Origin of the sequence: Cupriavidus sp. P-10 (genome assembly GCF_003402535.2) — a bacterium.
Lineage (GTDB): Bacteria > Pseudomonadota > Gammaproteobacteria > Burkholderiales > Burkholderiaceae > Cupriavidus.
On record NZ_AP025170.1, the window covers coordinates 558,855 to 579,704 of the forward strand.

Here is a 20,850-nt window from a genome sequence, read left to right on the forward strand (position 1 = left end):
CCATATGCCCCCACGGCATACCTTCAAGCGAACTGGTTCGTTTGGTTTTGGCAGGATCCTTGCTATCTTGTTGCGCTGGCCCGGGGCTCAGACCCCGGCCGCTATTTTGTGCTGACCTTCCTGACGGTGCCCCCATGCCCATTTCGTCCCGCCTGCCGCGCTTGTCCTTCCGTTCCGCTTCCCGCCTGGCCGCTGGCATGGCCGCCCTGTGCGCCGCCGCTGCCGTGAGCGCGCCCGCCCAGGCCCAGGGCGAGTGGCCGACGCAGCCGGTGACCATCCTGATGGGCTTCACCGCCGGTTCCGGTGTCGACATGGTGGGCCGCACGCTGCAGGAATCGCTGCAGAAGTCGCTCAAGACCACGATCATCTATGACTACCGTCCGGGCGCGGGCGGCAACGTCGCCTCTGAAGTGGTGGCGCACGCCAAGCCGGATGGCTACACGCTGCTGCTCGGCACCGCGGCCACGCACGGGATCAACCCGGCGCTGTACAAGAACCTGCCGTTCGACGCCGAAGCCGATTTCACGCCGGTGGCGCCGCTGGTGGAAGTGTCCAACGTGCTGACCGTCAACCCGGCCGTGCTCGACGTGAAGACGGTGAAGGAATTCATCGAGAAGGTGAAGGCCAACCCGGGCAAATACAACTATGCCTCGACCGGCAACGGCACCGGCACGCACCTGGCCTTCGCGGAATTCAATGCCCGCGCCGGCCTCGACATGGTCCATGTGCCGTACAAGGGCGGCCCGGACGCGCTGCAGGCCGTGGTCAAGGGCGAGGTCTGCTGCATTTTCAACCAGGTGCAGAGCGTGCTGCCGCAATACCGTGCCGGCAAGGTGCGGCTGCTGGGCGTGACCACCAGCAAGCGCGTGCCGGTGATCCCGGACGTGCCGACCATTGCCGAGAGTGGGGTGGCGGGCTACAACAGCACCATCTGGTTCGGCTTCTTCGGGCCCAAGGGCCTGGATCCGAAGATCGCGCGCAAGATCAATGACGCGGTCAAGGTGGCGCTGGAAACGCCGTCGATCCGGCAGAAGCTGGTCGAGGCCGGCAATACGCCGCGGATCGAGTCGGTGGAGCAGTTCAAGGCTACCGTCAAGGCGGACCGGCAGAAGTGGGCGGGGGTGGTGAAGACCGTGGGGGCTTCAATCGATTGAGGCTTCGATTGAGGCTGCATCGATTGCGGCCATATCGGGGGCTTTACTTCGTTGAGGCTCCTGCCCTCTCCCCCGGCCCCTCTCCGGCACGCGGGAGAGGGAAGCAAACCGGCGGGCACCCTGACTAAGCCCGCACCCCCAGGCGCGTCAGCAGATGCGCCAGTTGCGCCTGCGTGCCCGTAGCAGTCTTGTTGAAAATAGCCTTCAACTGCGTCCTCCCGGTCTCGCGCCGAATCCCAATCTGCTCGCAAGCCTCGGGCAACCCCATCCCGCTTGACAACTGCAGCGCCAACCGCGTTTCCGCCGGCGTCAGCCCATACAAATCCCGCAGCACCGCCGGCAACGTCATCGGCGCGACGCCGGGTTCATGGATCGCCACCAGTACGCTGGGGCGCTGCCAATCCATCGACAGTTGATGTGCCGGCGGCAACGGCAACAGGATGATCTGCGCCTGCCGCCCGCCACTATCCACCGCCCGCAGCGCCTGCGCCGGCTGCGGGTTGCCCGGATCGCACGCCGCCTTCAACGCATCGGCAAATGGCCGCGACAGCCGCCATTCATCAGCCCGCCCGCTCGCCGCCGACACCGTCGCGGCGCTGGTTTCGATCGACACGGCCGGCAGCAGCCGACGCACCCAGGCCTCCCCGGTGCTGTTGGCAAGCAGCGTCTTGCCATCGTCGCGCAGCACGATCACGCCAAACGGCAGCCGCTCCAGCAACTGGCTCGACGCATGCGCCAGCGCCGACACCTGGTGCGTGCGGTCGCGCAGCGCCATGGCATGGCGCACATGCGGGATCGCCCAGTCGAGCGCACGCGCGTCCTCGGGCGAGTACTGGTTGCCACCCAGCGGCCGCTGCAGCGACAGGAACACTTCATAGTGCGGCTTGCGCTCGATCAGGCAGGCCATCACCGACGATTGCTCGAACTGGTGCAGGAAGTCGCCGTAGAACGGCGACTGGCGCATCGTCTGCGAGCCGAGCTCGCGCGAATCGATGTACCAGTTGCCCACCGACATGCGCTGGGCGAAGGGCAGGCCCGGATCGATGCTTTCGTAGTATTCGCTGTAGGCCGCCACCGCTTCGGGCACGGGATTGACCACCTGGTTCACCAGCACGCGTTCGTGGACCGTATCGCGCACCAGCAGCAGCGCATGCGAGCTGTCGCTGGCCTGGCATAGCGCACCCAGGCTGCGGCGCCAGGCATCGGCGTCAAAGATCCCCTCGTACAGCGCGCGGATGGTGTCATGCATCGGCGTGTTGCTCATGGTTTTTCTTCTTTCTTCTTTTTCGTACTTTTGGTACTTCCTTCGCGCGGCTGTGCCGAAGCCGCCGGTTGGTTGCCGGCTGGCGTACCGCGCGAGGGTGGAATTCAGGCCCCTTCCAGCGCCGCGCCCAGGCGCGAAAGCAGGTGGGTGAGCTGGGCCTGGCTGTTGGTGCCGGTCTTGTGGAAGACGGCCTTGAGCTGCGTGCGCGCCGTTTCGTGGCGGATATTCAGCTGCTGGCTGGCTTCGGGAAGGCCCTGGCCACCGGCCAGATGGGTGGCCAGCCGCGTTTCCGCCGGCGTCAGGCCGTACAGGTCGCGCAGCACGGGAGCCAGCAGCAGCGGCGCGCTGTCGTGCTCGTGCACCACCACCAGCGCCGCCGGTTCCTGCCACTGTGCGGCGAACGCGTGCGAGGGCGGCAGCGGCAGCACGATCACCTGCGCGCTGGCGCCGTTGCCGTCGGTGGCGCGCGCGGCCTGGGCGGCCACCGCGCGCTGCGGGTCGCAGGCCGCGGCCAGCATCTCGCCGAACGGGCGCGACAGGGTCCAGTCGGAGACCTTGCCCGCCGGATCCAGGCGTCGCACCCAGCGTTCGCCGGCGCGGTTGCTCAGCAGCACCTGGCGCTGCGGCGAAAACACCAGCAGCGCGAAATTGAGCCGCTCCACCAGCTGCGACGACAGCCGCGCCAGCACGGTCAGCCCCAGCGTGCGGTCGCGCATGGCCATGGCGCTGCGCATATGCGGGATGATCCAGTCCATGCCACGGGTGTCGTCGGTCGAGAACAGCGGCTGCGTGCGCCCGCGCTGCATCGAGAAATAGACTTCGTAGTGCGGCTGGCGCGCGACCAGGCACGCCACGTAGGAGCGCAGGTCGTAGCGGTGGAAGAAGTCGCGGTAGAACGGGTGCCGCGCCATGGCGCCTTCGCCCAGCTCGCGCGCATCGACGTACCACGCGCCCGGCTGCAGCCGCGGGGCGAACTGCTTGGCCGGGTCGATGGCCTGGAAATCCGATTCGTACTCGGTGAACAGCTCGACCACCGGATTGACGATTTCATTGACGGTGACCTGGTCGCGTACCGTGTCCCAGACCATCATCGAGGCGTGCGCCGAGCCGGCCATATCGGTCAGGGTGCGCAGGCTCTGCTGCCACGCACCGGGATCGAGAATGCCCTCGTACAAGCCACGGATCGCTCCGTGCATGTCGGCTTCTTTCATCTGATTACCCCCCTGCATTCGCGACAAAACAATGCGCGGCGCCGGCTGTGCGTCCATGCGCACGCCGGCATGCCTTGTTATCCGCCTGGTGCCTTCTCTGGCCGTTGCTTGCCCGGCTCTTTGTCAGTGCGTGTCTGTTGTAGCAGACGTTGCATACATTACCGCACTCGGCGCGGCAGGGGGGCATCCCCTTGCCCCTTCTTTCGTGGGGAGGCAAGGAATGATGCGGCCGGCGTGAAGCCTCGTTGTGCTCGCTGCCGCACATTGTAAGTCCGTTGCACCCCGGAATCGCCAAAGCGTTGACCGCGATCAGGTAAAATCCCCGTTTCCCCGATTTTTCAGCGAAATCTCGCGCCTTTCACCGTCATGACCACTGTCCTGCGTCTTTCCGATCTGATTTCCCAAGGCAAAATCTCCGGCAAGCGGGTGTTCATCCGCGCCGACCTGAACGTGCCGCAGGACGACGCCGGCCATATCACCGAGGACACCCGCATCCGCGCCTCGGTGCCCGCGATCGAGGCCTGCCTGGCCGCCGGCGCCGCGGTGATGGTCACCTCCCACCTGGGCCGCCCGACCGAAGGCGAGTTCAAGCCGGCAGACTCGCTGGCGCCGATCGCCACGCGCCTGTCCGAGCTGCTGGGCAAGCCGGTCAAGCTGGTGCAGAACTGGGTCGACGGCGTCGAAGTCGCCCCCGGCCAGGTGGTGCTGCTGGAAAACTGCCGCGTGAACAAGGGCGAGAAGAAGAACAGCGACGAGCTGGCCCAGAAGATGGCCAAGCTCTGTGACGTGTATGTGAACGATGCCTTCGGCACCGCGCACCGCGCCGAGGCGACCACCCACGGCATCGCCAGGTACGCCCCGATCGCCTGCGCCGGCCCGCTGCTGGCCGCCGAGATCGACGCGCTGGGCAAGGCGCTGGGCCAGCCGGCCCGTCCGCTGGTGGCGATCGTGGCCGGCTCCAAGGTCTCGACCAAGCTGACCATCCTGAAGTCGCTGGCCGACAAGGTCGACAACCTGGTCGTCGGCGGCGGCATCGCCAACACCTTCATGCTGGCCGCCGGCCTGAAGATCGGCAAGTCGCTCGCGGAAGCCGACCTGGTCGGCGACGCCAAGACCATCATCGACATCATGGCCAGGCGCGGCGCCTCGGTGCCCATCCCCGTCGACGTGGTCTGCGCCAAGGAGTTCAGCGCCACCGCCGTGGCGACCGTCAAGGACGTCAAGGACGTGGCCGACGACGACATGATCCTGGACATCGGTCCCAGGACCGCTGCCCAGCTGGCCGACCAGCTCAAGGCCGCCGGCACCATCGTCTGGAATGGCCCGGTGGGCGTGTTCGAGTTTGACCAGTTCGGCAACGGCACCAAGGTGCTGGCGCAGGCCATCGCCGATTCCAGGGCGTTCTCGATCGCGGGCGGCGGCGACACGCTGGCCGCCATCGCCAAGTACGGCATTGCCGACCGCGTGGGCTATATCTCCACCGGCGGCGGCGCGTTCCTGGAATTCCTGGAAGGCAAGAAGCTGCCCGCCTTTGAAGTGCTGGAGCAGCGCGCAGCAGGCTGAAGCATCCGCCGGGCCTGGCGCCGTGCCGGGCCCCCGTCCTTCACCAAGGAAACCCGCGCATGACCCGTTCCACCAAGATCGTTGCCACCATCGGCCCCGCTTCCAGCTCGCTGGAGATCCTGACGCGCATGATTGCCGCGGGCGTCGACGTGGTGCGGCTGAATTTCTCGCACGGCAGCGCGCAGGACCATATCGACCGCGCCCGCCTGGTGCGCGAGGCCGCCCAGTCGTGCGGGCGCGAGGTCGCCATCATGGCCGACCTGCAGGGCCCCAAGATCCGTGTCGGCAAGTTCGAGCAAGGCAAGGTCACGCTCAAGCCGGGCGCCCCCTTTGTCCTCGATTCCGCCTGTCAGCTCGGCAATGAAGAACGCGTTGGCCTGGACTACCAGGACCTGCCGCGCGACGTCGGCCCCGGCGACCTGCTGCTGCTCAACGACGGCCTGATCGTGCTGGTGGTGGACCGCGTGCTGGGCACCGAGATCTTCACCACCGTGCGCATCGGCGGCGACCTGTCCAACAACAAGGGCATCAACCGCCAGGGCGGCGGCCTGTCGGCGCCGGCGCTGACGGCCAAGGACATGGACGACATCAAGACCGCCATGGCCCTGGGCGCGGACTATGTCGCGGTCAGCTTCCCCAAGAACGCCACCGACATGGAAATGGCGCGCCAGCTGGCCGCCGTGGCTGGCCAGCCGCATGGCCACAAGGCCCGCATGATCGCCAAGATCGAGCGCGCCGAGGCCATCCACCCGGGCGTGCTGGAAGAAATCCTGCAGGCGTCCGACGGCATCATGGTGGCGCGTGGCGACCTCGCCGTGGAAGTCGGCAACGCCGCCGTGCCCGCGCTGCAGAAGCGCATGATCAAGCTGGCGCGCGAAGCCAACAAGCTCACCATCACCGCGACGCAGATGATGGAAAGCATGATCGTCAACCCGGTGCCGACGCGCGCCGAGGTGTCGGACGTGGCCAACGCCGTGCTGGACGGTACCGACGCGGTGATGCTGTCGGCCGAGACCGCGGCCGGGCGCTACCCGGTGGAGACTGTAGAGGCCATGGCCGCGGTCTGCATCGAGGCCGAGAAGTCCGAGGTGGTGCAGCTCGACACCGACTTCCTGAATCAGACGTTCTCGCGCATTGATCAGTCGGTGGCGATGGGTGCGCTGTTCACGGCCTATCATTTGCAGGTGAAGGCGATTGCCGCGCTGACCGATTCCGGCGCCACCGCGCTGTGGATGAGCCGTCACCGCATCCATGTGCCGATCTACGCCATGACGCCCAACCTGGCCTCGCAGCGCAAGATGCAGCTGTACCGCAACGTGGTGCCGCTGCCGCTGCAGTCCAGCGCCGACCGCGACACCGCGCTGGAGCAGGCCGAAGAGCTGCTGCTGGCGCAGGGCGTGGTGCAGCGCGGCGACTTCATCGTGCTGACCATCGGCGAACCGATGGGGCAGCCGGGCGGTACCAACACCCTGAAGATCGTCAGGGTGGGGCACTGAGCGCCGACAGAAGAATACAGAGACACCCCATTTTTATTTAGGAGTTAGACATGCCACTCGTTTCGATGCGCCAGCTGCTGGACCACGCAGCCGAGAACAGCTACGGCCTGCCGGCCTTCAACGTGAACAACCTCGAGCAAGTGCAGGCCATCATGCAGGCGGCCGACGAGGTCAACGCTCCGGTGATCATGCAAGCCTCGGCCGGTGCCCGCAAATACGCCGGCGAGCATTTCCTGCGCCACCTGATCGAAGCCGCGGTCGAAGCCTACCCGCACATCCCGGTGGTGATGCACCAGGACCACGGCCAGTCGCCGGCGATCTGCCAGGGCGCGATCGACCTGGGCTTCTCGTCGGTGATGATGGACGGTTCGCTGCGCGAAGACGGCAAGACCCCGGCCGAGTACGACTACAACATCGACGTCACCCGCAAGGTGGTGGAACTGGCCCACGCCGTCGGCGTGACCGTGGAAGGCGAACTGGGCTGCCTGGGCTCGCTGGAAACCGGTGAAGCCGGCGAAGAAGACGGCATCGGCGCCGAAGGCGTGCTGGATCACTCCATGCTGCTGACCGATCCGGAGCAGGCCGCCGACTTCGTCAAGGCCACCCAGCTGGACGCGCTGGCCATCGCCATCGGCACCTCGCACGGCGCCTACAAGTTCACCCGCAAGCCCACCGGCGACATCCTGGCGATCAGCCGCATCAAGGAAATCCACGCCCGCATCCCCAACACCCACCTGGTGATGCACGGCTCGTCGGCCGTTCCGCAAGAACTGCTGGAAGAAATCCGCAAGTTCGGCGGCGACATGAAGGAAACCTACGGCGTGCCGGTCGAGGAAATCCAGGAAGCCATCAAGTACGGCGTGCGCAAGATCAACATCGATACCGACATCCGCCTGGCCATGACCGGCGCGATTCGTCGCTTCTTTGTCGAGAACCCGAGCAAGTTCGACCCGCGCGAATACCTGAAGCCGGCCCGCGAAGCCGCCAAGCAAGTGTGCAAGGCGCGCTACATTTCCTTCGGCTGCGAAGGCCAGGCCAGCAAGATCAAGCCGGTCACGCTGGTCGACGTCGCGCAGCAGTACAAGTCGGGCAAGCTGGCGCAGGTCGTGCAGTAATTGTCCCGTGTCCGCCTTCCGCGCAAGTGGAAGGCGGATCGCAGTTCCGGCCGCCGCGGCACGCATTTTGCGCCCGGCGGCTTCGCCGTTTTATCGGAACCATCATGTCCAACGCTCTCTACCAGTCCTCCATCAACTCGCTGCCGCTGCTGGGCCACGGCAAGGTGCGCGACAACTACGCCGTCGGCAATGACAAGTTGCTGATCGTCACCACCGACCGCCTGTCGGCGTTCGACGTCATCATGGGCGAGCCGATCCCCGACAAGGGCCGCGTGCTGAACCAGATGGCCGACTTCTGGTTCAGGAAGCTGGCGCACATTGTGCCGAACCATGAGACCGGCATCGCGCCCGAAACCGTGGTCGCGCCGGAGGAAGTGGAGCAGGTCAAGGGCCGCGCCGTGGTGGTCAAGCGCCTGAAGCCGATCCTGGTCGAAGCCGTGGTGCGCGGCTACCTCGCCGGCAGCGGCTGGAAGGACTACCAGGCCACCGGCAAGGTGTGCGGCATCACGCTGCCCGCCGGCCTGCAGAATGCGCAGAAGCTGCCCGAGCCGATCTTCACCCCGGCCGCCAAGGCAGAAATGGGCGAGCACGACGAGAACATCTCGTTCGCCGAGGTCGAGGCCCGCATCGGCATCGCGCTGGCGCGCCAGATGCGCGAGATCTCGATCCGCCTGTACAAGGAAGCGGCCGAGTTCGCCGCCACCCGCGGCATCATCATCGCCGACACCAAGTTCGAGTTCGGCCTGGACGACAACGGCGTGCTGACGCTGATGGACGAAGTGCTGACCGCCGACTCCTCGCGCTTCTGGCCGGCCGATTCGTACCAGGTGGGCACCAACCCGCCGTCGTTCGACAAGCAGTTCGTGCGCGACTGGCTGGAAGCCGTGCGCATCGACGGCAAGCCGTGGCCCAAGACCGCCCCGGCGCCGCAACTGCCGGATGACGTGATCGAAAAGACGGCGGCGAAGTATCGTGAGGCGCTGACGCGCCTGACGGGTGAAGAGCTGAAGTAAGCCATGGCGTCGTTCCCGCGCGTGCGGGAACGACCATCGAAGGAACAGATAAAGTGAGCAAGCAAGACAAGCCGCTGGTCGGCGTCGTGATGGGCAGCAGTTCCGACTGGGACGTGATGCAGCACGCGGTGGCCATGCTGAAGGATTTCGGCGTGCCGTTCGAAGCCCAGGTGGTGTCCGCGCACCGCATGGCCGACGACATGTTCCGCTATGCCGAGACCGCGCGCAGCCGCGGCATCCGCGCCATCATCGCCGGCGCCGGCGGTGCCGCGCACCTGCCGGGCATGATCGCGGCCAAGACCATCGTGCCGGTGTTCGGCGTGCCCGTGCCGTCGAAGTACCTGCGCGGCGAAGACTCGCTGCTGTCGATCGTGCAGATGCCCAAGGGCGTGCCGGTCGCCACCTTCGCCATCGGTGAAGCGGGCGCCGCCAATGCCGCGCTGCATGCCATCGCCACGCTGGCCACCACCGACGACGCGCTGGCCACTGCGCTGGAAGCCTTCCGCGCCAGGCAGACCGAAGCCGCGCGCGCCATGACTTTGCCGCTGTAATGCTGCCGCTGTAATCCTCCGGACCCACACGGAACCAAGCAATGCCGACCGATATCCATCCCTACCTCTCCGAAGCCCACACGCCGGAATCGCGCGCCGAGTTCGGCGTCGACCGTCCCGACGCGCCCATCCTGCCCGGCGCGTGGCTGGGCATGCTGGGCGGCGGCCAGCTCGGCCGCATGTTCACGCATGCGGCGCAGGCGATGGGCTATCGCGTGTGCGTGCTCGATCCCGACCAGGACAGCCCGGCGGGCGTGGTGGCCGACAAGCATATCTGCGCCCAGTACACCGACGAGGCCGCGCTGGCCGAGATGGCCAAGCTGTGCCAGGCGGTGAGCACCGAGTTCGAGAACGTGCCGTCGCTGTCGCTGGACCGCCTGGAGCAACTGGGTTCGTTTGTCGCGCCGCGCGGCTACTGCGTGTCGATCGCGCAGAACCGCATCGGCGAGAAGAAGTTCTTCGCCGCCTGCGCCGAGCGCACCGGCGTGCCCACGGCCCCGCACTGGGTGATCCAGCACGACGCCGACGTCGACCAGCTGCCCGACCTCGTGCTGCCCGGCATCCTCAAGACTGCGCGCATGGGCTATGACGGCAAGGGCCAGGCCCGCGTGAAGACGCGCGACGACGTGCGCGCCGCATGGAAGGCGATGCAGCACGTGCCGTGCGTGCTGGAACAGATGCTGCCGCTGGCCTATGAAGTCTCGGTGCTGGCCGCGCGCGCCGCGGACGGCTCCACCGCGACCTGGCCGCTGGCCGAGAACGTGCACCGCGACGGCATCCTGTTCTCGACGGAAATGCCGTCGACCAGCGTCTCGCCCGACATCGCCGACCGCGCCCGCGCCGCGGCTGCCGCCATCGCCACGGAAATGGGCTATGTCGGCGTGCTGTGCATCGAGTTTTTCGTGCTGACCGACGGTTCGCTGGTCGCCAACGAAATGGCGCCGCGCCCGCACAACTCGGGCCACATCACCATGGACGCGTGCGAGACCAGCCAGTTCGAGCAGCAGGTGCGCGCCATGGCCCGCCTGCCGCTGGGCAGCACGCGCCAGCATTCGGCCGGCAAGATGCTGAACCTGCTGGGCGATGTGTGGTTCGAGTTCGGGCTGGAACGTACCCCGGCCTGGGACGAGGTGGTGGCGCAGCCCGGCGCCAAGCTACATTTGTACGGCAAGAGCGATGCGCGCCCGTCGCGCAAGATGGGGCACGTCAACTGCATCGGCGAGCATGCCGAGGCGGCCGGCGCTGCCTTTGCCGCGGCCGCGCAGGCGCTGCATATCCTGCCCTGATTTCCCGCTCTGATATCCCGCTCCGATATCCCGCACTGATTCGACGCAAGGAACACGATGTCGCCGCGCACGCCAACGGCTGCTGAACTCGATGAAGCCGTCCGCCTGCTTGAGGCGGGGCAACTGGTCGCTTTCCCGACCGAGACGGTCTACGGGCTGGGTGCCGACGCCGAGAATCCCGAGGCGGTCGGCCGTATCTTCGCGCTGAAGGGACGGCCGTCCAACCATCCGGTGATCGTGCATGTGGTCGACGGCGCCGATATCAGCTACTGGACCGACGAGGTTCCGGAAGCCGCGCAGAAGCTGATCCATGCGTTCTGGCCAGGGCCGCTGACGCTGATTCTGAAGCGCGCTTCGCATATCGATGCCGCGGTGGCGGGGGGGCAGGACAGCATCGGCTTGCGTTGCCCGTCGCATCCGGTGGCGCAGGCGCTGCTGGCGCGCTTCAAGCGCGGCCGCGGCGGAGTTGCGGCGCCTTCGGCCAACAAGTTCGGGCAGGTCAGCCCTACTACCGCGCAGCATGTGCGGGATGAATTTGGCGATGCGGTTTATGTGCTGGAAGGCGATGGGGTCGAGGTCGGGATTGAATCGACCATTGTCGACCTGTCGCGCCTGGACGCTGGCGTCGGGCCGGTCTTGTTGCGTCCCGGTGCCGTCACGGTCGGGATGCTGGCCCAGGTACTGGGCGAAGCGCCCCTGCCCCCCGATGCCGCCGCGCCGCGCGCGTCAGGCACGCTGAAGGCCCATTACGCGCCGCACACGCCCTTGTTGCTGGCGGATGCGCAGGCGGCTGCCGCGCGGCTTGTCGCGCTGCCCGGCGATGCGCGCGTGGCCTGGGTAGGACGCGCGCCGCTGGCGGACCAGCGCTGCACCTGGGTGCAGGCGCCGGCGGATGCTGCTGCGTATGCGCGGGAGCTGTACCGGTTATTGCGCAAGCTCGACAAGCAGGGCTATTCGCAACTGGTGTTCGAGACGTTGCCTGAAGGGCAGGATTGGGCTGGAGTGCGGGACCGGCTGGAGCGCGCGGCGGCGGCGTTCGGGGGCTGAAGCGGATTCGGGCGAGCACTTCCAGACGCGCTAGCCCTCACCCCAACAACCGCAACGCCGTATAGACCGCCATCCCCACCGCAATCATCCCCACCATCCGCCGCGTCAGCAGGTAGAACGCGGTGGCCACCACGCCCGCTACCAGCTTGTAGTTCGACAGCGCCACGGTGAAATGCCCCTGCCACGTCATCAGGTCCGGCAGGATGATCGCCGCCAGCGCCGCTGCGGGCGCATAACGCAGCGCCCGCTGGATGCGGTCAGGCACCGAGACGTGCTCGCCAGCCATCAGGAAGAACGCGCGCGTCAGCACCGTGACCACGGCCATGCCGACCAGCGCGATCCAGATATCCGAATGGCTCATGCGCGGTCTCCCGGCGGCGCATCAGCCGCATTGCCAATCGGCGCGGACTTGCGCCGCCGACGAATGCCCCGCAGCGCAGCCCGCGCCGCCAACTCGTCACTGGCCATGCCCGCGGCAATCGCACCGACCACCGCCACCACGAGCCCAAGCCGGTACGGCAAGTCAAAGCACAACAACGCCATTACCGCCGAAATCACCACCGCCATCAGTGTCGAGCGCGAATTGATGGTGGCGATCATTACCGGGATCAGCGCCATCGTGCCCGCCAGGCCCAGCCCCCAGCTGTCCGGGAACAGGCTCGCCAGCACGATGCCCAGGATCGACGATACCTGCCACATCGCGAAGTTGGTCAGCGCCATGCCCCAGAAGTAGCCTTCCTTGCCGGGCTCATAGCCCGGCGTCGAATACTTCTGCATGAAGTAGACGAAATGCAGGTCGCCGTTGAAGAACCCCAGCACCGTGCGCCGCGCCAGCGTCAGGTAGCTGAAGTGCGGCTGCATGGCGGCGCTGAAGATGACGAAGCGCAGGTTGACCATGGCCGCGGTCAGCCAGATCGTCCACAGCGGCAGTCCGGCCGCGAACAGCGGCAGCACCGCCAGCTGCGCGGAGCCGGCATAGGCCAGCAGCGACATGCCGATGGCTTCGGGCACGGTCAGCACCGATTTGCTCATCGCCACGCCGGTCACCAGCCCCCAGGAAAATACCGCGGGAAGGGATGGGGCAAAGCGGCGCACGCCGGCCATGAAGCCGTCGCGTTCGGCGGGTGCGAAGCGATGCCAGAAGCGCAACCACACCGAGGGTTGTCGGGAAGTCATGTCAGAGGAAAGGGGCAATGCAGGTCCGGCGCCGAGGGCCGGCCCGGAAAGCTGCCGCCGCAGGACGCGGCCGGCACCCTGGCATTATAGGGTCGGAACGCGCCCTGGTAAGTGGGCACTTAACAAATTGGCGCCCGGCGTTGGCGGCAGGCCACGCACGGGTGGCCTGCCGTCAACGCCGGCGCAAATCTCAGGGCGCGCCGCGATACACCCACTGCATCAGCGCGTCGTGCGCCTCCTGCGCCTGCGAGGCGCTGGGGTGGTTGATCATGCTCACCACCACATAACGGCTGCCATCCTCGGCATCGACATAGCCTGCCAGCGCACGCACATCGGCCAGCGTGCCGGTCTTGAGGTAGCCGCTGCCGGCCGCATTGGCGCGGGTCAGCCGGTTGCGCAGCGTGCCGTCGACGCCCAGCACCGGCAGCGAATCGACCAGCACCGGGCCGACGTTGCTGGCCGCGGCCTGCTGCAGCAGGCGCGCCATGTCGTAGGCGCTGATGCGTTCCTCGCGCGACAGGCCGGAGCCGTTATCCAGCACCAGCCCGGGCATGTCCAGCCCCTGCTTTGTCAGCCAGCGCCGCACCACGCGGATCGAACGCTCGGGGCTGGCCGGGCCGCCGCGGTCCAGCTCGGCGCCGATGGTCAGGAACAGCTGGCGTGCCATCACGTTGTTGGAGAACTTGTTGATGTCGCGCACGATGTCGGACAGCGGCAGGCCATAGTGGCGCGCCAGCAGCACCGCGCCGCGCGGCACCTTGCCGCTGCGCAGCGCCGGCAGGTGGGTGAAGCGCCCGCCGGCGCGCTGCCATTCGGCGACAAAGCCGCCCCAGGTGAAATCCGCGTGTGACAGCGTGGCGATATTGAGCACGTGCTCGCCGCAGTCGCTCGAATAGTCGCCGGCGAACGATGCCAGCACGGTGCCGTCGGCCTGTGGCTGCACGCTGGGGGTGGCGCGGCTCTGCCAGTCGCCGCAGCGGCCGTTGGTCAGCGTCAGCTGGTTGTCGAGCTTGAGTTGCGCCAGCTCCGGCGTGACGCTGACCGCCACGGTCTGCGTGACGGGATCCGGCGTCAGCGTGAACGACAGCGTCTTGAAGGCATAGAGCAGGGCATCGGGGCCGACGTTGTAGGCGCGCTGCGCTTCGCCATCGATAGTGCCGTTGCCGTTGAGCCCATCGGCAAAGTAACTGCGGTCCAGCACCAGGTCGCCGTTGATCGTGGCGGCGCCGCCGGCGCGGGCGCTGGCCACCAGCTTGGCCATCTCCTCCGGCACCAGCTTGGGATCGCCGCGGCCGCGCAGGTAGACATTGCCATTGACGGTGCCGTCGAAGCCGGGCTGCGCGTCGGCGTAGAGCGCGGTCTGCCAGCGGTAGTCGGCGCCGAGCAGCTGCAGGCCGGCGAAGGTTGTGACCAGCTTCATGGTCGAGGCCGGGTTCATCGGCTGCTGCGCATTCCAGCTGGCGCGCGCACTTGGAGCGCCCAGCTTGATGACGTAGAAGCTGGCGGCCGAGGCCGGCACGCCGGCGCGGCGCAGGGCCGTGGCCACCTGCGCCGGTACGCCGGCCTGCACCAGGGTCGGATCGGCGGACGGCGTGGCTCTGGCTGCCTTGCCGGCTTTCTGGACCTTCTGGGATTTCTGTACCTTGGCTGGCGGCTTGGCCAGCGCCGGGGCGATGACCGGCCCACCGGCCATCAGCAAGGCGGCGGCAAGAAGAGGCGACAGGCGGCGCAGCAGCGCGCCGGGTCGCGATGCGGTTCGCGTGGCGGTTGTTCTTGGCATGGCGGCCATGTTAACGCATGGCTGGCGCTTGCCGGATGACAGCGGCGTGGCGCTCAGTCCGCGCGCGGCGGCGCCAGCCGGGACAGCAGCGATTTCAGCGTGGCTTGATCGCTATCGGACAGCGCGCTGCCCACATGCGCGTCATGCTCGACCACCGCGCGCGTGGCCGCGTCCAGCGTCTTGCGTCCCGACGGGGTCAGCACCAGGCTGTAGGCGCGGCGATCGCCCGGCGCCGGGCGGCGCGCGACCAGGTTCATCTCTTCCAGCGCATCGACCAGCAGCACCGCGCCCGAGCGCGCGATGCCCAGGATGCGCGCCAGCTCGGTCAGCTTCAGGTGCGGGTTGCGCGAGATGATCACCAGCGCCGAGAAGCGCGGCGGGGTGATCTGCCACTGCGACAAAGACAGTACGAAATCCTCGTAGATGCGGATCTGCGCGCGGCGGATGGCGTAGCCGATCAGGCTGTCGAGCACGCCATAGTCGACATTGGGCACATGCGGATCGAAGCCGCTGTCGGCCACCGCCGGATCCGGCGCAAGCGGTTCGCGCGGTTTGCGCCGCGCGCTGGCGGTGTGCGTGCTGCCAGTCTTGCCTGCCGCGGCGGGTGCGCCAGATGCACCGGATGCGTCGGGGATCATTGCAGTAGTTTCCAGTTGCCGTTGTCGATCGTCAGCATAACGCGGCCGCGCTGGTCAAAGCCATAGTGGTCTTGCCCACTGTAGTTGAGCACGCCGTGCGACACCACGATGTCCTTTTCGGTCTCCAGCGCCTGGCGCAGCGCCTGGCGGAAGGCCGGCGTCCCGGGTTTGGCGTTTTTCAGCGCCACCGGCACGATCCGCTCCAGCACCAGCCCGGCATCGTAGGCATGCGCGCCGAACTGCGTGCGCGACTCGGCGCCGTATTGCTTCTCGTAGCGGGTGACGTAGTCGAGTCCCGGCTTGCGTACCGGGTCGCCGGCTGGCAGCTGCTCCGGCACGATCACCGGCCCCGCCGGCAGGATCGCGCCATTGACCAGGCGTCCGCCGATGCGGATCAGGTCTTTGGTGGCGGCGCCGTGGGTCTGGTAGATGGCGCCGCCGTAGCCCCGCTCGCGCAGCGTGGTGTGCGGCAGCGCAGCACCGGTGCCGGCGCCGGCGATCAGGATGGCGTCGGGTTTGGCGGCGATCAGCTTGATGGCCTGCGCGGTCACGCTGGTATCGGCGCGGCCATAGCGCTCGGTGGCGATCAGGCGCAGGCCGTTGGCGGTGGCGGCGGCGGTGAAATCCTTCAGCCAGGTTTCACCGTACGCGTCGGCAAAGCCGATGAAGCCGATGGTCTTGACGCCCTTGGTCTTGGCGGTGGCGGCGACGGCGTTGGCCATCAGCCGCACCGGCTGCGCCAGCCGGAAGGTCCAGCCGCCGCGGCCGGGCTTGAGCTCGATCGGCGAGAAGGCGAGCTGGACGGTCTGGCTTTCCTCGGCCACCTCGGCGATGGCAATCGAAGGCGCGACCGCTGACGAGCCGAGAATGATGTCGACCTTGTCTTCGGAGACGAAGCGGCGCGCCACCCTGGCGCCCTGGGTGGGATCGGAGGCGTCATCCAGCACGATGTAGCGCACCGCCTCGCCGCCGATCTTCTGCGGCAGGTAGGGCATCGAGTTTTTCTGCGGGATGCCGAGCGAGGCGGACGGGCCGGTGGTCGACAGGCTGACGCCGACGGTGATGTCCGCCAGCGCGACGCTGGCGGTGAAGGCGAGGGCGGCGGCCAGCGCCAGGCGGGTGAGCCGGGTTGGGTCCAGGGGCGCCATGTTGTCTCCTCTTGATGGTTTTTTTTGGTTGGATCTGGCGGATCGCGGTGCTATCGCCCGCCGCCCTGCATCGACTGCCGGTCGAACCCCGCCAGTTGCTTATACCGCAGCGAAATCGCCTCCAGCTCGGCGCGCGGAATCACCTGTTCGATATCGCGGAACCCCTGCGGCGCGCGTTCCTCTGCCAGTTGCATCACCTGCTCGGGCCCGTTCATGCGGTTGCGCAGCACGATACCAGCAGTGCGCGGCAGGCGCTCCGCCTCGTATTCGCGCAGCGCGTAAGGGGTGTCCCGCGTGCCAAGCAGGCTGTCGAGCAGGTAGCGCGCATCCAGGATCGCCTGCGCGCTGCCATTCGAGCCGATCGGGTACATCGGGTGCGCGGCATCGCCGAGCAGCGTGACGCGGTCGAAGGTCCAGCGCGGCAGAGGGTCCTTGTCGACCATCGGGAATTCGTAGATCGCCCCGGCACCGTCGATCAGCGCGGGGATGTCGATCCAGTCCCATTGCCAGCCGGCAAACTGCGCCAGGAACACCGACTTGTCGACCTGCTTGTTCCAGTCGCTGCGCGGCGGTGTGTCAGACACGCTGTCGGGCACGCGCAGCTCGGCGATCCAGTTGACCAGCGAGCGGCCCTGCCGGCGCAGCGGCTCGGAGATGGGGTAGGCGACGAACTTCTGGTTCTGGTGCCCGGCCATGAACATCGAGCGCCCGTCGAGGTAGGGCGGCGCCTCGGTGACCGCGCGCCACAGCATGCGGCGCGAGAAGCGCGGCGCGTCGCCGGTGGGATAGAAGTGCTGGCGCACCGCGGAGTGGATGCCGTCGGCGCCGACCAGCACGTCGGCGCTGGCTTCCACCTCGGCACCGTCGCCGCGGCGGCGCAGGCCGAAACGCACAGGCCCGCGCGCGCCGGTATCGAGCACGGTCTCGAACGCATGTCCTGTGTGGACCGCATCGGCACCCAGCCGCTCGACCACGGTGCGATGCAGCAGCATCTGGAACTCGCCGCGATGGATCGAGAACTGCGGCCAGTCGTAGCCCGCCGCGAGCCCGCGCGGCTCATGCCAGATACGCTGGCCCAGCTTGTTGTAGTAGGAGAGCGACGAGGTCTCGATCGCGATCCCGGCCAGCGCGTCGCGCAAACCGAGCTCGGACAGGATGCGTACCGCGTGCGGCAGCAGGTTGATGCCCACGCCCAGCGGGCGCAGCGATTCGCTGGCTTCCCAGACTTCGGCGTCGATGCCGTGGCGGTGGCACAGCAGCGCCAGCGTCAGCCCGCCGATGCCGCCGCCGGCGATTGCGATCTTCATGTTGTCTCCCCGCTTGCGGCGCGCAGCGACGCGCCCGGTCGTCGAATTTTGTTATCGAGTATAACAATTCGCGTCCGCGCGGCAAGGTGGGGATACACCCCGGAGTGGCCTGTCCGGGGTCAGGTAAAACCCGGCCTCAGCCGGCCGCCGCGCCGTCGGGCCTGGCGGCATGCTTCAGCGACGGCACCGGGAAGATGATGTCGTACAGCCAGTTGTACACCAGCGCGTAGACCATGTAGAAGACGGCCACGGCGATATCCATGATCAGGGCATCGACCAGGCTGATATTCAGGTACCACGCCAGGGCCGGCAGGAACACCACCAGCAGGCCCAGTTCGAACAGGATCGCGTGCAGCACCCGCACCTTGACCGATTTGCGCACCTGCCCGGTGATGCGCAGCATGGCCTTGTCGAACAGCAGGTTGTACAGGTAGTTCCAGCCGGTCGCGATCAGCGACGCGACCGCGCCGATCAGGCCCATCTCGTGCAGCTTGTAGCCAAAGGCCCAGCTGGCCAGTGGCGCGAAGATCAGCAAGCCGACGAGCTCGAAGCCAACGGCGTGGCGGATCCGGTCCCGGGTAGTACGCATGGTTTCCTCCTGCGGAGCAACAATTCAGTCGGGCCAAGTCTATCTGCTTTGCTGGGATTGCCAAGTTGGATACTATCGTCAAATCCGATAGATCACTCGCAGGGGCGTCGTATGAGTCTCTCCTTGGACCAACTCCAGGCCTTTGTCGCCGCCGCAGAGGCCGGCTCGTTCTCCGCCGCGGCGCGCCGGCTCGGCAAGGCCCAGTCAGTGGTCAGCGCCGCCGTGTCGAATCTGGAAATCGACGTCGGCAACGCGCTGTTCGACCGCACCGGCCGCTATCCCGTGCTGACCCCGGCCGGCGAGCGGCTGCTGGCAGAGGCACGCGTGATCCTGGAGCGCTGCGAGCACTTCCGTGGCGTCGCCAAGAGCCTGGGCGAGGGCGTGGAGACACGGCTGGTGCTCGCCGTCGACGAGCTCTATCCGGAAGAAACGCTGGGACAGCTGCTCGAAGCGTTCTCCGGCCGGTTTCCGGCGGTCGAGCTGGAAGTGCTGTTCCCGCTGATGGAGGACGTCAGCCGGCTGGTGCTGGAGGGTGGCGCCGATCTCGGCATCATGTGGCGGCAGGAGGTGCTGCCGCCCGAGCTGGGCTTCCATGCACTGGGCTGGATGCCGATGCAGATCCTTTGCGCGCCCGACCATCCGCTCGCGTCGCAGCGCGTGGACTGGGAAGAGCTGAAACGCTACCGCCAGCTGATGGTCGCGACGCGTACCGACAGCGAAGAGAAGATGCGCCTGCGCGTGGCGGCGGATGTGTGGTGGGTGGAGAGCCAGTGGGTCATCGTCGAGCTGGTCAAGCGCGGGCTCGGCTGGGCTTTCGTGCCGTGGCACGTGGTGGCCAACTCGCCGGCGGCGGCGCAACTGGTGTCGCCGCCGCTGGCGTTCCAGCAGCAGGACTGGCCGGTGGCGATGGAACTGGTGTGGCACAAGCAGCGGCCGCTGGGCAAGGCCGCCACCTGGCTGCGCGAACGCATCTGCGCGCAGCCGTTGCCGAACGCGCCGCAGCGCGGCGCCTAGCGCTGGCTGACTGTCGCGCCGTTCACCGGTTGCGGATGCCAGTTGCCGCCCAGGGCCTTGATCAGCACCACTGCCGCCGTGTACTGGCGCCCGGCGATCGACAGCGCGGTGCGCTCGGCGGTGTAGGCAGCCGTCTGCGCCGTCAGCACGTCGAGCAGGCCCGCGGTGCCGGCGCGGTAGCGGTTGTTGACCAGCGCCAGCGCCTCGCGCGCGGAGCGCAGCGCGTCGTTCTGCACCACCGCTTCCTGCTCCAGCAGCCGTTGCGCGGCGAGGTTGTCCTCGACTTCCTGGAACGCCGACAGCACGGTCTGGCGGTAGTTGGCCACGGTCTGGTCATACGCGGCCACGGCCTGCGCCTTGGCCGCGCTGCGCAGGCCGCCATCGAACAGCGTGCCGGCCAGTCCGCCCCCGATCGACCAGATGCGGTCCGGCAGCGACATCCAGCGCGCCAGCGTGCTGGCGGTCAGCCCGCCGCTGGCCGACAGCGACAGCGTCGGGTAATACGCGGCCTGCGCCACGCCGATCTGCGCATTGGCGGACGCCATGCGGCGCTCGGCCGCCCCGATGTCGGGCCGGCGCTCCAGCAGTTCCGAAGGCACCGCGCCCGGCACGAGCGGCGGTGCCTTGCGGAAATCGTCCGCGGCCAGCGACAGCGCCGCGGGCGGCTTGCCGACCAGCACGGCGATGGCATGCTCCAGCTGCGCGCGCGTGATCTGGATGTCGATCTGCTGCGCCTGCGCGCTCTTGAGCTGGGTCTCTGACTGCAGCACGTCGGAGCGTTGCGCGGTGCCGGCGGCGTACTGGTTCTGCACCAGCTGCAGCGACTTCTGGTAGTCGGCGACGGTGCGGTCGAGCAACGCCTTCTGCGCATCGGCCACGCGCAGCAGGAAGAAGCTCTGCGCCAGCGTTGCCTGCGTCGACAGCAGTGTCGAGGCCAGGTCGGCCTGGCTCGCCTGCGCGCTGGCTTCGCTGCTTTCCACCTGGCGCCGCACGCGGCCCCACACATCGATCTCCCAGGTTGCGCCCAGCGTCACGCTCTGCCCGTTGAGCGTATTGCCGCTGGCGCCGCGTGCGCGCGAAGCGCCGGCCTGCGCATCGACGGTCGGGAAGAAGCCGGCACGAGCCGCCTGCAGCGCGGCCACGGCCTGGCGATACTGCGCTTCCGCCGCCTTGATGTTCTGGTTGGAAATCTGCACTTCCGACATCAGCGCATCGAGCTGCGGGTCGCCGAAGACCGTCCACCAGTCGGCACGCGCGACGGCATCCTGCGGCTCGGCGGTTTTCCAGTCGCCGCGCCAGGCATTCGCATCGGTCGTGGCATCGGCGGCTTCCTTGAAAGCTTCCGGCACCGGCGCATCGGGGCGCTTGTAGTCAGGGCCGACCGCGCAGCCGGCCAGCAGCAGCGCGCACGCCAGCGGCAGCGGCAGGGCATGGGTCAGGAATCGGCTAAACGCAGGGCGAAACACAAGGTTAAACACAGGGTTAAACACAGTCATGA

The 20,850-nt window shown here is 67.6% G+C and carries 19 protein-coding genes; 9 read left to right on the forward strand and 10 right to left on the reverse strand.

Features of this window, described 5'->3' with window-relative positions:
• Positions 1-134 precede the first annotated feature (134 nt).
• Positions 135-1,154, forward strand: a complete 1,020-nt coding sequence (locus CTP10_RS02615; RefSeq protein ID WP_116317194.1) for a Bug family tripartite tricarboxylate transporter substrate binding protein — start codon at positions 135-137, stop codon at positions 1,152-1,154.
• A gap of 124 nt (positions 1,155-1,278) precedes the next feature.
• Here the strand turns inward: CTP10_RS02615 and CTP10_RS02620 are convergent, their stop codons facing one another.
• Together CTP10_RS02620 and CTP10_RS02625 are read right to left on the reverse strand one after the other, a co-directional pair.
• On the reverse strand, positions 1,279-2,418 hold the full coding sequence (locus CTP10_RS02620; RefSeq protein ID WP_116317195.1) for a helix-turn-helix transcriptional regulator: 1,140 nt from the start codon (positions 2,416-2,418) through the stop codon (positions 1,279-1,281).
• A gap of 104 nt (positions 2,419-2,522) precedes the next feature.
• Entirely contained in the window at positions 2,523-3,629 is a 1,107-nt protein-coding gene (locus tag CTP10_RS02625) for a helix-turn-helix transcriptional regulator (RefSeq protein ID WP_116317196.1), read from the reverse strand.
• A 366-nt stretch (positions 3,630-3,995) separates the two neighbouring features.
• On the opposite strand from CTP10_RS02625, the gene CTP10_RS02630 reads away from it, so the two are divergent.
• From CTP10_RS02630 to CTP10_RS02660, 7 genes are all read left to right on the forward strand, one after another.
• Positions 3,996-5,192: a phosphoglycerate kinase gene (locus CTP10_RS02630; protein WP_116317197.1), complete on the forward strand. Its 1,197-nt coding sequence runs from the start codon at positions 3,996-3,998 to the stop codon at positions 5,190-5,192.
• A gap of 59 nt (positions 5,193-5,251) precedes the next feature.
• Positions 5,252-6,688, forward strand: coding sequence for a pyruvate kinase (gene pyk / locus CTP10_RS02635; RefSeq protein WP_116317198.1), 1,437 nt, complete (start codon positions 5,252-5,254; stop codon positions 6,686-6,688).
• A 50-nt stretch (positions 6,689-6,738) separates the two neighbouring features.
• A complete protein-coding gene (gene fba / locus CTP10_RS02640; RefSeq protein ID WP_116317199.1) occupies positions 6,739-7,803 on the forward strand; it encodes a class II fructose-bisphosphate aldolase in 1,065 nt (354 codons plus the stop codon).
• A 104-nt stretch (positions 7,804-7,907) separates the two neighbouring features.
• Positions 7,908-8,816 (forward strand): phosphoribosylaminoimidazolesuccinocarboxamide synthase, encoded by a 909-nt coding sequence (locus CTP10_RS02645; RefSeq protein ID WP_116317200.1) that lies wholly within the window; start codon positions 7,908-7,910, stop codon positions 8,814-8,816.
• 53 nt (positions 8,817-8,869) lie between these two features.
• Positions 8,870-9,367 (forward strand): 5-(carboxyamino)imidazole ribonucleotide mutase, encoded by a 498-nt coding sequence (purE, locus tag CTP10_RS02650; protein WP_116317201.1) that lies wholly within the window; start codon positions 8,870-8,872, stop codon positions 9,365-9,367.
• A gap of 41 nt (positions 9,368-9,408) precedes the next feature.
• The gene (locus CTP10_RS02655) at positions 9,409-10,653 is read left to right on the forward strand and encodes a 5-(carboxyamino)imidazole ribonucleotide synthase (protein WP_116317202.1); all 1,245 of its coding nucleotides are present in this window, start codon (positions 9,409-9,411) and stop codon (positions 10,651-10,653) included.
• 57 nt (positions 10,654-10,710) lie between these two features.
• The gene (locus CTP10_RS02660) at positions 10,711-11,700 is read left to right on the forward strand and encodes an L-threonylcarbamoyladenylate synthase (RefSeq protein WP_116317203.1); all 990 of its coding nucleotides are present in this window, start codon (positions 10,711-10,713) and stop codon (positions 11,698-11,700) included.
• A gap of 37 nt (positions 11,701-11,737) precedes the next feature.
• Here CTP10_RS02660 and CTP10_RS02665 read toward each other — a convergent pair whose 3' ends face one another.
• The 7 genes from CTP10_RS02665 to CTP10_RS02695 all read right to left on the reverse strand — a co-directional run bounded on the left by CTP10_RS02665 (position 11,738) and on the right by CTP10_RS02695 (position 18,338).
• Positions 11,738-12,061: an AzlD domain-containing protein gene (locus tag CTP10_RS02665; protein ID WP_116317204.1), complete on the reverse strand. Its 324-nt coding sequence runs from the start codon at positions 12,059-12,061 to the stop codon at positions 11,738-11,740.
• A complete protein-coding gene (locus tag CTP10_RS02670; RefSeq protein ID WP_116317205.1) occupies positions 12,058-12,876 on the reverse strand; it encodes an AzlC family ABC transporter permease in 819 nt (272 codons plus the stop codon). Before CTP10_RS02670 ends, CTP10_RS02665 begins: the two co-directional genes overlap by 4 nt.
• A gap of 190 nt (positions 12,877-13,066) precedes the next feature.
• Positions 13,067-14,665: a D-alanyl-D-alanine carboxypeptidase/D-alanyl-D-alanine endopeptidase gene (gene dacB / locus CTP10_RS02675; RefSeq protein ID WP_116317206.1), complete on the reverse strand. Its 1,599-nt coding sequence runs from the start codon at positions 14,663-14,665 to the stop codon at positions 13,067-13,069.
• A gap of 44 nt (positions 14,666-14,709) precedes the next feature.
• Complete coding sequence (locus CTP10_RS02680) at positions 14,710-15,294, reverse strand: MarR family winged helix-turn-helix transcriptional regulator (protein WP_116317207.1); 585 nt, start codon at positions 15,292-15,294, stop codon at positions 14,710-14,712.
• Positions 15,291-16,442, reverse strand: a complete 1,152-nt coding sequence (locus CTP10_RS02685; RefSeq protein ID WP_116317208.1) for an ABC transporter substrate-binding protein — start codon at positions 16,440-16,442, stop codon at positions 15,291-15,293. Before CTP10_RS02685 ends, CTP10_RS02680 begins: the two co-directional genes overlap by 4 nt.
• A 50-nt stretch (positions 16,443-16,492) precedes the next feature.
• Positions 16,493-17,749, reverse strand: a complete 1,257-nt coding sequence (locus CTP10_RS02690) for a flavin-dependent oxidoreductase (protein ID WP_116317209.1) — start codon at positions 17,747-17,749, stop codon at positions 16,493-16,495.
• A 136-nt stretch (positions 17,750-17,885) separates the two neighbouring features.
• Entirely contained in the window at positions 17,886-18,338 is a 453-nt protein-coding gene (locus CTP10_RS02695) for a PACE efflux transporter (RefSeq protein WP_116317210.1), read from the reverse strand.
• A gap of 111 nt (positions 18,339-18,449) precedes the next feature.
• Between CTP10_RS02695 and CTP10_RS02700 the strand changes: the two genes are divergently transcribed.
• A complete protein-coding gene (locus CTP10_RS02700; RefSeq protein WP_029048134.1) occupies positions 18,450-19,352 on the forward strand; it encodes a LysR family transcriptional regulator in 903 nt (300 codons plus the stop codon).
• Here CTP10_RS02700 and CTP10_RS02705 read toward each other — a convergent pair.
• The gene (locus CTP10_RS02705) at positions 19,349-20,848 is read right to left on the reverse strand and encodes an efflux transporter outer membrane subunit (RefSeq protein WP_199414496.1); all 1,500 of its coding nucleotides are present in this window, start codon (positions 20,846-20,848) and stop codon (positions 19,349-19,351) included. The genes CTP10_RS02700 and CTP10_RS02705 overlap by 4 nt on opposite strands.
• Positions 20,849-20,850: the final 2 nt, after the last annotated feature.